The organism is Cohnella mopanensis (assembly GCF_022352055.1).
Taxonomy (GTDB): Bacteria; Bacillota; Bacilli; order Paenibacillales; family Paenibacillaceae; genus Cohnella; species Cohnella mopanensis.
On record NZ_JAKRWM010000004.1, the window covers coordinates 267,067 to 280,006 of the forward strand.

Annotated in this window: 10 protein-coding genes; 7 read left to right on the forward strand and 3 right to left on the reverse strand. The window is 50.0% G+C overall.

Translation table 11 applies throughout. The features are described 5' to 3' along the window. Nucleotides 1-58: 58 nt before the first annotated feature. Complete coding sequence (gene hmpA / locus L3D05_RS08580) at nt 59-1,282, forward strand: NO-inducible flavohemoprotein (protein ID WP_239615615.1); 1,224 nt, start codon at nt 59-61, stop codon at nt 1,280-1,282. On the opposite strand, the gene L3D05_RS08585 is transcribed toward hmpA, so the two are convergent. Then, on the reverse strand, nt 1,240-1,770 hold the full coding sequence (locus tag L3D05_RS08585) for a Crp/Fnr family transcriptional regulator (RefSeq protein ID WP_239615616.1): 531 nt from the start codon (nt 1,768-1,770) through the stop codon (nt 1,240-1,242). The two genes, hmpA and L3D05_RS08585, sit on opposite strands and share 43 nt — an antisense overlap. A 128-nt stretch (nt 1,771-1,898) precedes the next feature. On the opposite strand from L3D05_RS08585, the gene L3D05_RS08590 reads away from it, so the two are divergent. The 3 genes from L3D05_RS08590 to rpiA all read left to right on the forward strand — a co-directional run bounded on the left by L3D05_RS08590 (nt 1,899) and on the right by rpiA (nt 4,007). Then, nucleotides 1,899-2,591: an aspartate/glutamate racemase family protein gene (locus L3D05_RS08590; RefSeq protein ID WP_239615617.1), complete on the forward strand. Its 693-nt coding sequence runs from the start codon at nt 1,899-1,901 to the stop codon at nt 2,589-2,591. Between the two features lie 48 nt (nt 2,592-2,639). Then, complete coding sequence (locus L3D05_RS08595; protein ID WP_239615618.1) at nt 2,640-3,125, forward strand: hypothetical protein; 486 nt, start codon at nt 2,640-2,642, stop codon at nt 3,123-3,125. Between the two features lie 183 nt (nt 3,126-3,308). Then, a complete protein-coding gene (rpiA, locus tag L3D05_RS08600) occupies nt 3,309-4,007 on the forward strand; it encodes a ribose 5-phosphate isomerase A (RefSeq protein ID WP_239615619.1) in 699 nt (232 codons plus the stop codon). Between the two features lie 64 nt (nt 4,008-4,071). On the opposite strand, the gene L3D05_RS08605 is transcribed toward rpiA, so the two are convergent. Beyond that, nucleotides 4,072-5,625 carry a copper amine oxidase N-terminal domain-containing protein gene (locus L3D05_RS08605; protein ID WP_239615620.1) on the reverse strand — a complete coding sequence of 518 codons (1,554 nt, stop codon included), beginning with the start codon at nt 5,623-5,625 and terminating at the stop codon, nt 4,072-4,074. A gap of 147 nt (nt 5,626-5,772) precedes the next feature. Here L3D05_RS08605 and L3D05_RS08610 point away from each other — a divergent pair, with 147 nt between their 5' ends. Next, a complete protein-coding gene (locus L3D05_RS08610; RefSeq protein WP_239615621.1) occupies nt 5,773-7,107 on the forward strand; it encodes an MFS transporter in 1,335 nt (444 codons plus the stop codon). A gap of 1 nt (nt 7,108) precedes the next feature. Here the strand turns inward: L3D05_RS08610 and L3D05_RS08615 are convergent, their stop codons facing one another. Beyond that, entirely contained in the window at nt 7,109-8,728 is a 1,620-nt protein-coding gene (locus L3D05_RS08615) for a helix-turn-helix domain-containing protein (RefSeq protein WP_239615622.1), read from the reverse strand. Nucleotides 8,729-8,850: 122 nt separating this feature from the next. Between L3D05_RS08615 and L3D05_RS08620 the strand changes: the two genes are divergently transcribed. Together L3D05_RS08620 and L3D05_RS08625 are read left to right on the forward strand one after the other, a co-directional pair. Beyond that, nucleotides 8,851-10,815 carry an outer membrane protein assembly factor BamB family protein gene (locus L3D05_RS08620; RefSeq protein WP_239615623.1) on the forward strand — a complete coding sequence of 655 codons (1,965 nt, stop codon included), beginning with the start codon at nt 8,851-8,853 and terminating at the stop codon, nt 10,813-10,815. 124 nt (nt 10,816-10,939) lie between these two features. Continuing rightward, nucleotides 10,940-12,934 (forward strand): S-layer homology domain-containing protein, encoded by a 1,995-nt coding sequence (locus tag L3D05_RS08625; protein ID WP_239615624.1) that lies wholly within the window; start codon nt 10,940-10,942, stop codon nt 12,932-12,934. The last annotated feature ends 6 nt before the right edge of the window (nt 12,935-12,940 follow it).

A 12,940-nucleotide genomic window follows, 5' to 3' on the forward strand; every position in this document is an offset into this window, starting at 1 on the left:
AGGGCAGTCCACGCCTATACTTAGGTCATTCCGAAATAGAAAAGGGGCGAGGAACAGAATGCTAAGCGCAAAAAGCATTGAAATTATCAAATCCACTGTGCCGGTTCTGGAGGTGCATGGGACGGCCATTACGAAGCGGTTCTATGAAATGTTATTCACTAAACATCCCGAATTGTTGAATATATTCAATCATGCCAACCAGAAGCAGGGCAGACAGCAAACCGCGCTAGCGAATGCCGTATACGCCGCAGCAGTACACATAGATAAGCTCGAAGCGATCCTTCCGGTAGTCAAGCAGATCGGACACAAGCATAGGAGCTTAGGCATTAAAGCCGAGCATTATCCGATTGTTGGACAGAACCTGCTAGCTGCCATTAAAGACGTGCTCGGGGATGCGGCTACGGATGAGATTCTGCAAGCATGGGCGGAGGCTTATGGGATCATTGCGGATGCCTTCATTAGCGTAGAAGCAGAGATGTATAAACAGTCGGAGGAGCAGGACGGCGGCTGGGCGGACTTTAGAGCCTTCACGGTGGCAAGGAAGGTTAAGGAAAGCGACGTCATAACTTCCTTCTATCTCGTACCGCAAGACGGCAAAGGCATCGCAGCTTATGAAGCGGGGCAATATATAAGCGTTAAGGTTGAGATCCCCGGGGAGAAGAATACGCATATTCGTCAGTATAGCCTTTCCGATGTTTCAGGAATGCCTTATTATCGTATTTCCGTTAAGCGGGAAGACGCCGTCGCGGATCATCCGGCGGGCAAAGTGTCGAACTACTTGCACCAACAGGTAGGCGAGAATGACGTGCTGCGGATTTCGGCTCCAGCTGGAGACTTCACTCTGAATGAGCATGATCAACGCCCGGTTGTCCTAATAAGTGGAGGAGTTGGCTTGACTCCTATGTTCAGCATGCTCAAGACTTTGGCGAACACGCAGCCAAAGCGTCAGGTGACGTTTATCCACGCCGCGCAGAACGGGAATTTGCATGCGATGAAAGATCAGGTAGAGGAGCTTGTCAGCAAGCATTCGCAAGTACAAGCTTATTGGTGTTATGAGAAGCCGACGGAACGAGATCAAGCGGTGCATGCTTACCATAAGGAAGGCTATGTGGATTTGCCTTGGTTGCAAGCCGCAATTCCGACCCGAGACGCCAGCTTCTATTTCTGCGGCCCTGTGCCTTTCATGAAGGCGATCTATCGTTCCTTACAGGAGTGGGGAGTGCCTGTGGCAGATGTGCACTATGAGTTTTTCGGTCCTGCGGGCAACTTGGAGCTCGCTTGAGAACGAAGCAACCGGTTTACGGTTTCCCTGCGGAGGCCGATGAATTGGGCGATCTCGTCTTGAGTGAGCAATTCCGTTAAGATCACGTCCGTGAAGAAGGTCTGAAACCAAGCTTGGAGCTTGCGAAGTTTATCCGCGGGGGCGACTTCCGTCAATTGGTCGATTCGTCTCTGCATCATTCGCAGCTTATCTTGAAGGAGCAATGCGATGTCCCGGCATTTGTCCGGGTTGCTTTCGAGATCCCGATACCATTCCTTGGCAGACAGGACGTCGACTTCGCAGGTGACTAGCGCGATCGCCGTTCCGTAATTCGGATTGGGGCTAATTAACGAATGGTGGGGAACGATTTCATTCGGGACGATGATATTCACCATGACCGGGGTACCGTCTTCGTGTAGGCGAACGATTTTCAGAAGACCGCTCTTGAGGTGATAGAGGGAGCCGGATTCGCCTTGGCGAAAGAGCACCTCGCCTTTATGCAGTATCATTTTTAGACCTCCTTGCGGGAGCGAATGCCGAACTCTTGGGTATTCGCTCTTTCTTTTACTATTGTAGCATCATCCCTGATCACGAGGAGTTGTGTTAGAATAGCAAGAAAAAATAAAGGGTGGTCATCTTGAAACCAAGGATCGGTTGCTTACATGCCCATTATTCTAATATCAGTTACATAGAAAAGACATTTTCCACGGTCGAGGCCGAGCTTCTGCATTTTGTTGACCCCGCTCTAGTCTATCGAGTCTCGTCAGATGAGTCGTTCAGCTTATCCGATGCCGAAAGGAAAGTGAAGGAGCAACTGGTATGGATGGCTCAAGCTAACGTGGATGCTATTCTTATTACATGTACGAATTACGTTGCCCTTCTTCAAGAAGATCAACTCGCCATCACTGTTCCCATTATTAAGATTGACGAGCCATTCTTCAACTTCGTATGCCATCAGGATGAAGAGCAACTGCTGCTCTTCACGAATCCGGCAACGGTCGAAGGTACGATGAAGCGATTGAACGAATATGCCACCGCGATGGGTAAACAGCCGACAATCGAGGTTCGGGTCATTCCCGACACCTTCGAGCTGATCATGCAGGGACAGAATGAACAATACAAGCACGTGCTGTCGGAATATCTGCGCGAAGTTCTAGCAGAGGGGAATGGGAAGGCGATTTCCGTTGCCCAATTGTCCATGGTGGAAGCGGCGAAGTTGGTTCAAGAAGAGACGGGCGTTAGAATAGGCAATCCGATGGAGACTTTAGCGACTTACGTGAAATGCACACCGTTTAAGCGACAGAATAACGATACTATAATCACCCATTGACGTGATCCGATAAGGGGAATAAAATAGCTCATTGGGTGAGAATGAGAAATGTTGAACTTAAAAATGATCGCAATCTGTCTCTATATCGTAGTCATCTATTGGATTTCCACGCACATTCCTTCCTTGCATTCGCTATTTTTTCCGACGATAGGGGCGTTCAGCCTGCTGTTTATCTCCAAGCCGTTTAGTAAGGTGGAGCTCGGCAAGATCGCTTTCGGAGCTATCGTAAGCTCGGTGATCGGAACGATTATAGTGTACTTGCACCCGGGAGTGATCTCCTTGTTCATTAATACGATTATCGTCATAACGCTTATTACGAAGCTCAAATGGAACGCGCCTCCGATTCTGGCCGTTTCCTTCGTTCCCTTCTTCGTCCAGCCTACTTTCATATGGGCGATTCCGCTATCGGTTTGCGGCGCGCTTCTGGGACTGCTGCTTACGCTGTACGCCGTTCACCTGATCGAGAGCAAATGGGGTGCGTTACCGTTCTTTGCTAAGAGCGCTGACCGAATGGAATCCGAAAAAGCGGCATAAACGCGTCAACATAGACACCCTCTAGGGTGTTTTTTTATAAGCTGACGGTAGGTTCTCTCGAGGTTCCAGCGTAAAAAACTCATATCATTAAATAGGTCGGGATTGCAACGGGAACGGGCAAACATGCTATAATAAATGTCAGGTTACGGGTACGTCCACATTAATCGAAGCGAGGGTTTGTTCATGATTTGGGACAATAAAATTGCGACCACTTTGCAGTGGTCGAGAGAAATTTCAAATAAAGAGCAAAAGGAAAAGGTAGCGGACAAGATTGCCGAGCGCGTGAAGAACGGAGACGTTATCGGTGTCGGTTCCGGATCGACGTCCTTCTTGGCGTTGCTGGCGATCAGCAAGAAGGTGAAGGAGCAGAACCTGAGCGTTCTCGCTATTCCAACGTCGCATGAAGTGTCGCTAACCTGTTCCATCCTTGGTTTGAACACGTCGACTTTGCTGAACGTAAGACCGGATTGGTCGTTCGACGGTGCGGACGAAGTAGACCCGCAGAAAAGCCTGATCAAAGGTAGAGGCGGCGCAATGTTCGCGGAGAAGCTCGTCATGAAGAGCTCCCCCGAGAACTATATTCTCGTGGATTCGTCTAAGTTCGTTACGTATTTAGGAGAAAAGTTCGCGACTCCGATCGAAGTCGATCCAAGAGCGGTAAACCTGGTCGAAGAGGAATTGCTCAAGCTGGGCGCGAACGACATCAATCTCAGATTGGCCGTATCCAAGGATGGTCCCGTCATTACGGAAGCGGGAAATCTGATCCTCGACGTTCGCTTTAATCAAATTACGTCGGACTACGAGAAAGAAATCAAGTCCATACCGGGAGTCATTGAGTCCGGTTTGTTCATTAACTATAATGTTGAAATTTTAACGACATAATAACGATAGCCTGTATGGCATTAAGGTGAGCCCCCGGTAGCGGGGCTCACCTTGTTTTTGTCGTCTAGTTTTGAATTCGTCTGGCATTCAGCGAGTGGGTTCCGTCCCATAAGTAGATGGACGCGCCCGTCTCATGAATCGCTTCGGCGACGCTCCAATCGTTACCCTGTTCGCCTTGTACCAGCTTGAGCGGCCAATCGACATCACCGGTTTTTACCCATTTACCTCTGATGACTTTGCCGTCTACTAGGCTGTTCCATTCATAGGTACCGTTGCTCTTGATCAGCAGTCCACCGTTAAGCGAGCCTACGCCCGTTAGGGTTGTATAATCCTCCTCCGTTTCCGACGTTGCGGAGGAGCTTGGACTGTATACCCGGTAAGTGTGAAAGAACATGGACATATCTTCGGGGTTAAGGGTGAATCGGATCGTACCGCTCGATTTGTTGCCTGAAACGCTCCACGTTCCGCTCATGTGATTGGCGTCGGTTACGGTTACCGTGATGAGACCGTCGATCTTCGAGGTCTTATCGTCGAGGCTGCTGTATCGGCTAACCTGGCGGATCACCAACTGATTACCTTCGACCTTGCCCTTGAGGGTGTCGATCTCGGGTATGTCCATCCACTCCAGCGTTCCTCCAAACTCTCTAGTTTGTTCGTTATAGTCTTGGAAGGAGATGTGGAATTGCTTTCCGTATACTTGCCCATTCTGCAGAGAGCGACCGGAGTTCGTCTTTCCGGATTTTAATAGGGCTAGCATCTTGTCGATTCCGGCATTGGGCAGCTTGTCATCTGTGGCGGCGGACGAATCGGAGACACCGGAAGAGCTGATGGTAAGGGTTTGTGTTTGGTTGGCATAGGCGACTTTAAGCTGGAGATTGTGGCTGACGAATCGGAGGGGCACCATCGTGGAGCCATTGATTTGCTTGGCCGGAACGGATAGGGCAACCTGGCTTCCGTTAACTTTGGCGATACTGTCATTTAACCATAGCTCGATCTGGTTTCCGTTCATTAGAAGGGTCACCTTCTGTTCTTTGCCATTCCATTTCACGTCCGCGCCCAATGCTTCGGTCACGAATCTGAGGGGGACGAGGGTAGTATGATCGATAACGGTAGGAGCGACGGAGAGCGTAAGGGTTTGGCCGTTGACCTTAGCGGTACGGCTGCCGATTCGCAAGAGGATGGTGACATCGTTGCCGGAAGCCGGTTGCAATTGGGCGGGGTTAATGATGGCTTTCATCGGAGGAGTGTAATATAGAAGTTGCTCGTTATCGTCGAATCCTTCTACGACGTAATAGTACGTTTTACCCGCGAGGGCGGTTTGGTCTAAGTAGTTCGGTTCTTCAAGGAAAGAATCATGCAGCAAGAGATAGTCGTCGTTGTTTTCCGAGCGGTATACCTTCCATGCTTTCGCATCCAGTTCGGGGTTCCATTTTATCGCAACGTCGCCCTCATCGAACTCGAAGGTTGGGAACGTTTCAGGTTTCTTCGGCTCTGGTTGCGCGGCGACTAGCGAGGCATGATCGGGGTAAGATGCGGCTGACGTGCCGACGGATAGGGTTGCGATCATGAATAACACGCACAGCTTTACGGACAGGGCGTATCTTAATCCATTGTTCATCCCATTCCTCTCCCTTAATCGTAATTACCTAGTACACTAGCAGATTGGGAGTGCAATTAAAGGTTAACTCTGTCGAAAGGGAAATGGATTTTTACAAGTAAAATAGGGCAAAATCCCTGAATGAATCGAATTGAGGTTGAATCATCTATGAATGACAAAATTGTTTTGCCGATATGGGCTGCCGGGTTGTTTATCGTCGTTATGAATACGACTATGTTTAATGTATCCATTCCAAGCATTATAACGGATCTTCAGATTACTGCGGATCTCGGTTCATGGATCATCTCTAGCTATTCCATCGGGTATGCGCTATCGACGGTGATTTACAGTAGGCTCTCGGATATCGTGCCGATAAGGAGATTACTCGCGGTCGGTTTAATCATATTGGGTCTTTCTTCAATTATAGGCATCTTCGCGCATGAATTCCGCGTCTTGTTGGCGGCCAGAATTCTACAGTCGGCGGGAGCGGGCGCAATGGCGGGCTTGGGGCTTGTTCTGGCTAGCCGTTACGTTCCCGCTGAAAGGCGCGGAAGGGCAATTGCAATGATCTCGGCGGGTAGCGCGATGGCTTTCGGCCTCGGTCCAATCGTCGGGGGAGTGATCAGCGAGTACTTTGGATGGAATGGCCTTTTCGCGGTTACTTGTCTGGTATTGCTTATTCTCCCGGTGCTGCTTCGTTTGCTCCCTCGGGAGGAGCCGAAGCCTGCCCGGTTCGATATTATAGGAGCGCTATTCACGGTCGCGAATGCGGCATCGCTGCTCGTTGCGGTGACCCAACAATCGATTCTGTGGTTTGCGTTCAGCCTCGTATCCTTCCTTATGCATTTCTGGTATTTGCGCAAAGCTAGTGATACGTTCATCGATCCCGGCCTGTTGAAGGTGAAAGGTTACCCGACTTTGTTAATGATTGGTTTCTGCGTTTTGATCGTTAATTTAGGCAATCTGTTTCTTATGCCGCTCGTACTCGCGCAGTTGTTCGGTAAATCTCCGATGGCTATCGGGTTGTTCATCGCGCCTGGGGCGATCCTGTCGGTGTTCTTAACCCGTTTCGTAGGAAGATGGATCGACCGTTACGGCAATTTGCTCTTCCTGCTCATAGGACATGGTATCCTTGTCGTCGTGCTGGCGGTCTATTCGTTGGAAGCCGCCGTTTCTCCTCTGGTGATCTTGTGCGGATATCTTCTTTTCTCGCCTGCGCTATCGGCAACTCTGAGCTCCCTGAACAATGAAACTTCCCATCGTTTAGCGAAAAATAAGATCGGCGCAGGCATGGGGCTGATGCAGCTCATCCAATTTTTCGGTGGTTCCATCTCCGTTGCGGTGTGCGGGCTTCTGCTTGAATATGAGACTTCTATTCCGTTAGCTCAGGCATTCCGGCATGTGTACGATCTATTGCTCGTGATCTGCGTTTGCTCGATCGTATTGCTGCTGGGCTATCGTAGATCAACTGTAGCCGGGTCACTTAGTACCGACAAGACATGAATCACAGCAAATCGAGCTTGTCCTTGATCCAAGAAATGACGAACGCCTTATCCCGATGCACGGGGTTAATCCGATCCCACCAATCGTCGAAGTGCTGCTGAAACGCGTTTACGATCGTACCTTCCGTGATGGAGATCAATTCGACTTTGTGATCCCATTCGTTTTTTGGCATGACGCTGATGACGATCGTATGATCGCCTTTGATATCGCATTGCGCTTTGCTCAGCGGCTTGTATTTGTGCTCGTCGACGAGGGCGATCTCGAACTTCTCGTACGTGGTTAACAGTTCCAACAAATGCAGTAGATGCTCTCGGATATCCTCTTCGCCCGTTGGCCGATAGAACACGTTATGGTGATACTCTCCGTTAGTAACGAGCTCCTCGAATGCTCTCATAGGATAGATGTGCCTCATTTTATAATGCTTTATATCTCTATGGAACGACTGCAAGGTGTCCGCTATGCGTTTAAGGTGTATAGCGCGCTCTTCCTCATCCGGAATCGATATTCGCAAGTATTTCTCCATTAAAGGATAAGGCACGGTAAGAAACGAGAGATCTTGCATGCTCAGCAAATGATTCCCGGACTTCCGATCTTTGGCCGGGTTCAACTCGAAGTATTCCTCTTGATTCAGAATCTTGATCAAAGGTTCGACATTCAGGAACATCTGTCCCACGTATCTCTCTATCATGTCGACGGCTTCCGATTCGTCGAGGTAGAGACCGGCGTCGATCTCTTTGTAATTGTCCGCGGCAAAGCCCAGAATAGCTCCCTTTCCGTTGACCAGAATGATCTCGTACGGAGGAAAGTCAATCCCGTATTTGTCGAAGTAGTACAAGGAATAAGCGCCGGAGTAGTTCGTCCAATCCAGAATTTGATTGACGAGCCGCAGCGACCGCTGGACGTTCTTATTCAATCTGCACAGATGCCGCACGGACCAGCCTTTGCTAAGGGCCCGGACGATCGTATATTGCCATTCGTTGTGAAGCTCGGGATAGCCTTCGAAATATTCCCTTTCGCTCTGGAAGGTAAGCGCGATTTCTCCGCCTCCGGCAAAGTTCTCGTCATCGAGAGCCGACTGCAGCATCGTTATGGCTGCCGCAAGGATGTTTTTCCTGCCCGAAATGACCTTTGGAATTTGTCCTAAAACGGATGGAGATTCCTGCGGATTGGCTGATGCCCCTCTCGTGACGAAGCGGGGATTGCCGCGATGGGACAGCATCAGCAATTCCGATATTTCGCTCGGGGAGCCGGCTGGCTTGCGGCTGATTCGAGATTCGTTATTCAGTGATAGGGTATGCACCTGCGCTTCGCGAAGAAGCCGCGTCACTCCGGCTTGAATAGGACGTTCATCATCGTCCAGGATAGGAACTTGTTTTTCCTCTAACACTTTTCTTAAAGACGATAGAATCGCTTTACGATATTCTTTGTCCAAGCCGTCGCACAGAGCATCCGCGATCTGCTCGACGTAGCTGGAATTCAGCGCTGGCGTTCGGTTGCCTCTGATCCATCTGCGGACGTAAGAGGCGTCTATGTTTAGCGTCATGGCCAGCTGGGCGGCAGACCATCCCCGAATCGTCAGAAGCTCCTTTAATAGATCCCCGAACGTTATTTTCTGGATCATTTTACCACCTCTAGTTCATTCTAACATATTGTCGAGGACAGTATTGTCCTGTCCTGCTCTTGTCCCGAATGTTCCTTGCTATACTCTTTTCATGGAATAGCTGGAGAAAAGGTGGGAATGGATTGAGAGTTTCGGTTATCGTTATGATGGTCATTTGTCTAAGCTCTTTCATTCTTAGTGGATGCACCTCAGATAATAAAAGCTTAATTGTTCAGAACGAACCCTCTGCGAGCACGCCAATCGCACAGTCCGCAACATCGCAAGTCATTCATGCCGAATTTCGTAGTGCCGCCCTAGATAAGGTAATGGGCTTGTCTATTTACGTCCCCCCGGGTTATGACCCGAAAGACGCAAGCCGTAAATACCCCGTGCTTTATTTGTTATACGGGTATGGTGGAGACCGGGACTCTTGGTTCACTTACTTACATCTGAACGAAACCGCGGATCGATTGATTCTGGAAAATAAAATCGATCCGTTAATCATCGTCAGCCCGAATTACGGGAATAGCTTTGGCGTAAACACGAAGCCGGGGGAAGGAGTCAATCCCGGCGGAGTGGACGAGGGGGCTTACGGGGATTATCTCGCTAAGGACGTTGTTGCTTATATCGACAACAACTATAATACGCAGACTTCGCCCGAAGGCCGATTCGTCGGCGGTGCATCGATGGGAGGGTACGCGGCTTTGGTTCTCGGATTTACGCACCCTGACATCTTCAGCAAGATCGGCGCGCATAGCGCGGCAATCTGGAATTACACGCCAACCGATCAGTTCATAAGCCAGCGGGACTGGCTCTTTCCGAACGATAAGCTACGCGAGACAAGAGATCCCTTTAAGCTGGCAGAGAAAAATAAGCTAGACGGTGTCCAAGTATATGTGGACGTCGGGACCGGGGACGGATTAGCCGAGAAGGATCATAGCCTATACAAGCTTCTGGAAGCCAAAGGGATCGATGCGCAATGGGTTCCGAATTCCGGCGGACACGATATGTCCTATTGGACAGAGCAATCGGGAAATTATTTGGTATTTTACGCCGGGAAGGCTGCGTTATTTTCCGCAACGTCTCACCGGGAGCTATGGAAGTTCCAAACGGGAGAGAGGATCACATCATCTCCGTTAATAGCCGCGGGGAAGGTTTACTTCGGCAGCGACGACCATCATCTGTATGCGGTCGATGCCGCCTCCGGGAAGAAGGACTGGAGTTTTACAGCGGATAGTGCGATCCGCTCGAATCCGAAGCTAAGCGGGTCATCGATCGTGTTTCAAAGCCATGCAGGCACCGTCTATCGGCTGGATGCCGGGACGGGTTCCCTAATATGGAGCGTACCCGCCGCAGATCCGGTTGTTAAGGGAGAGCAGGATGAATGGGATTATTACGACTCATCCGCTTCTCTCGACGATGACGTGTTCTATATCGGAAACGCGAATGCCGAATTGCTAGCATTTAACGTCGATACAGGGAAGCGATTATGGGAGTACCAAGCAACGGCTCCCATTAAAAGCTCCCCGATTCATGACGATAAGACGGTATACTTCGGCGATTGGGAAGGGTATATCTACGCAGTAGACAAAAAGAATGGCGAGCTGCGATGGTCCTACAAAACGCCCCCGAACGATCGGCATAAAGCGATTCAGTCTACTCCAGTGCTTCATGAAGGCGTGCTATACGCGGGCGCTCGCGACTTTAAGCTGTATGCGATCGATGCGCTAAGCGGCAATCCGCTGTGGTACCAAGTCGCACCCGCTTGGGTGGCCTCGCCGATCTACGAGGGTAACACTCTCTATGTAGGCAACTCCAATGGGTATTTCATGGCTGCAGTAGACCCGAAGACGGGCTTGGAGAAGTGGCGTTTCGAGACGAGCAGCAATGTGTTATCCGCGCCGGCGTACGAGAAAGGACAATTAATCTTCGGCTCCGGCTATGCGTATTCGAACGGCAAAGTGAAAGACTATTTGTACAGCGTAGACGCTCTTACAGGGAAGTTATCTTGGAAAATCGACTCCGATAAAATACAGACGACCCCCGCCGTAGCCAAGGGAATTATCTACTATACGAGCTTCGATGGTGCCTTGCATGCACTGAAATAAGAGGGCACGATTTCCGAATGAATTCGGCGGAAATCGTGCTTTTTTTCATTGATATACAACTTTAGGATAATAGGTATATTTTACTCTAGCTGATAAAATAAGGTGTTGAAAGGGTGGGGATTCCATGAGATTCAAGCCTGTCGTTACGATTCTGTTATCATTAGCGGTACTTAGTTCAATAGCAATCGCCCCGCTTGAGCTCGAAGCGAAAATGACGATCGATCCGCAAATTAAGTTAATACCGAACAAGCTGCCTATCGAGTTGAAGCCTATTCAATCCGACGCTTCAAAGCCACCAGCATTTGCAACGCTTCAATGGCAGTACGATCTTCCTGCTCCTGTTTTCGATCCCGCGGTCGGAGAGAACGGAACGGTATACTTGTCTTTCAAGTCCGCTCCTAATGCTTCGGAAATGGGCATGCGGGCGCTCGCTCGGCGAGGAGATACGAAATGGGTTTATAAGACGAACAGCGCACCATCGGGTAGCCCGACCGTCGGACCGGATGGTTATATTTATTTGGCAACGGATGATAACCAATTGTTAATCATTCAACCAGACGGGGTATTGAAACAAACGCTTAGCCTGGAGAGTACAATGTTAGGCTCTCCTGCATTCGGGACGGATGGCACGTTATTCGTAGGGTTGCTAAATGGTGAAGTAAAAGCTTTCGATTCGGTATTAGGGACGTTGAAGTGGAAGTTTGCCACCAATGGCTCTATCGTTACCTCGCTCGCGGCAAGTTCCGACGGTACGGTCTATGCGATGTCGCAAAGCGGGTATTTGTTCGCGATTAAGCCGAATGGAACACTGAAATGGAAAAACGCGGTTGCTATAGACACCAAAGAAAATTATAGCTCGCCCGTTCTTGGTCCGGATGGAACAATCTATGCTGCAATCCCCCCAAAGAATAATGGTTTAATCGTGTCATGGAATACGGACGGTTCACAGAAGTGGTCCTATGGCCCTCTGCAAGTCGGCGCTCCTTCAGTTGGACAGAACAGCAACGTTTACTTTGTTATGGCGACCAGATTGATTAAGTTAGACCAGAATGGTAAAAACCAATCGAGTATAAATCTAGATGGCTACGCACAACAGCCTGCAATCGATTCCGATGGAACGATCTACGTCCTTATGAACGATGGCACGCTTATCGCCTTGAATCCGACGGGAGAGACGAAATGGCTGTACTTCATTGATCCTCGTCCTAGCGAGTCCTCCATATCCAAACCCATTGCAGGCAAAGATAATACGGTTTACGTACAGGCCGGCGGCAGTCTATTCGCCATTCGTTACGGCGTATCTCCCGTCAGCAGCGTCACGTTGGATCGGAACGAGCTTGCTCTATCTGTAGGTGAGAGCAAACCGTTAATGGCAAAGGTTCTGCCGGATAATGCCGGGGATAAGATTGTATCCTGGAGCAGTAACGATCGGACTATTGCGACAGTTGACGATAAAGGTAATGTAACGGGGGTTGCGGCAGGTACCACTCAGGTGATCGTGAAGACGGAAGAGGGCGGATTTATCGCCACATGCACGGTTACCGTCACGGGAGGGCCATTGCCACCAGTCGTAACCGCTGCCTTCACCGATACGAACGGTCATTGGGCGAAGGACGATATTCAGAAAGCCGTATCGCTCGGCATTGCGAAAGGATATACGGACGGGACGTTCAAGCCGGACGGGAATATTACGCGGGCCGAGTTTGCCGTGATGTTGATGAACGGGTTAGGACCAACAGACGCGGGAACTACTCGTAAGTTCAAGGATAGCCAATCGATCGGTGCTTGGGCATCCAAGGCGGTGTCACAGGCGGCTGTGCTTGGAATCATTAGCGGGTATCCGGACGGAACGTTCAGGCCGAACGAGAACATTACCCATGCGGAGATGGCGGCTATGGTGTTCAAGGCATCGAAACTGCTGCCGAATAAGGAAACGGTAACGTCCTATGCGGACGATGCGGATATTCCTAAATGGGCAAGAGCTTACGTCTCCTCTGCTGAGAAAGCAGGCATCATTATCGTAGGGGGAAAGGGAGACAATAAGTTCGCTCCCCTTGCCCCGGCGACCCGAGCGGAATCCGTGTCGTCCATTGTCAGATTGCAGGCCTTGCTGAAATAGCGTTCG

What these genes read in the sequence shown, in the direction of transcription:
- L3D05_RS08605 (WP_239615620.1), bottom strand. Translation starts at nt 5,625, where the DNA reads ATGAACAATGGATTAAGATACGCCCTGTCCGTAAAGCTGTGCGTGTTA.
- rpiA (WP_239615619.1), top strand. Translation starts at nt 3,309, where the DNA reads ATGATTTGGGACAATAAAATTGCGACCACTTTGCAGTGGTCGAGAGAA.
- L3D05_RS08625 (WP_239615624.1), top strand. Translation starts at nt 10,940, where the DNA reads ATGAGATTCAAGCCTGTCGTTACGATTCTGTTATCATTAGCGGTACTT.
- hmpA (WP_239615615.1), top strand. Translation starts at nt 59, where the DNA reads ATGCTAAGCGCAAAAAGCATTGAAATTATCAAATCCACTGTGCCGGTT.
- L3D05_RS08615 (WP_239615622.1), bottom strand. Translation starts at nt 8,728, where the DNA reads ATGATCCAGAAAATAACGTTCGGGGATCTATTAAAGGAGCTTCTGACG.
- L3D05_RS08610 (WP_239615621.1), top strand. Translation starts at nt 5,773, where the DNA reads ATGAATGACAAAATTGTTTTGCCGATATGGGCTGCCGGGTTGTTTATC.
- L3D05_RS08595 (WP_239615618.1), top strand. Translation starts at nt 2,640, where the DNA reads ATGTTGAACTTAAAAATGATCGCAATCTGTCTCTATATCGTAGTCATC.
- L3D05_RS08585 (WP_239615616.1), bottom strand. Translation starts at nt 1,770, where the DNA reads ATGATACTGCATAAAGGCGAGGTGCTCTTTCGCCAAGGCGAATCCGGC.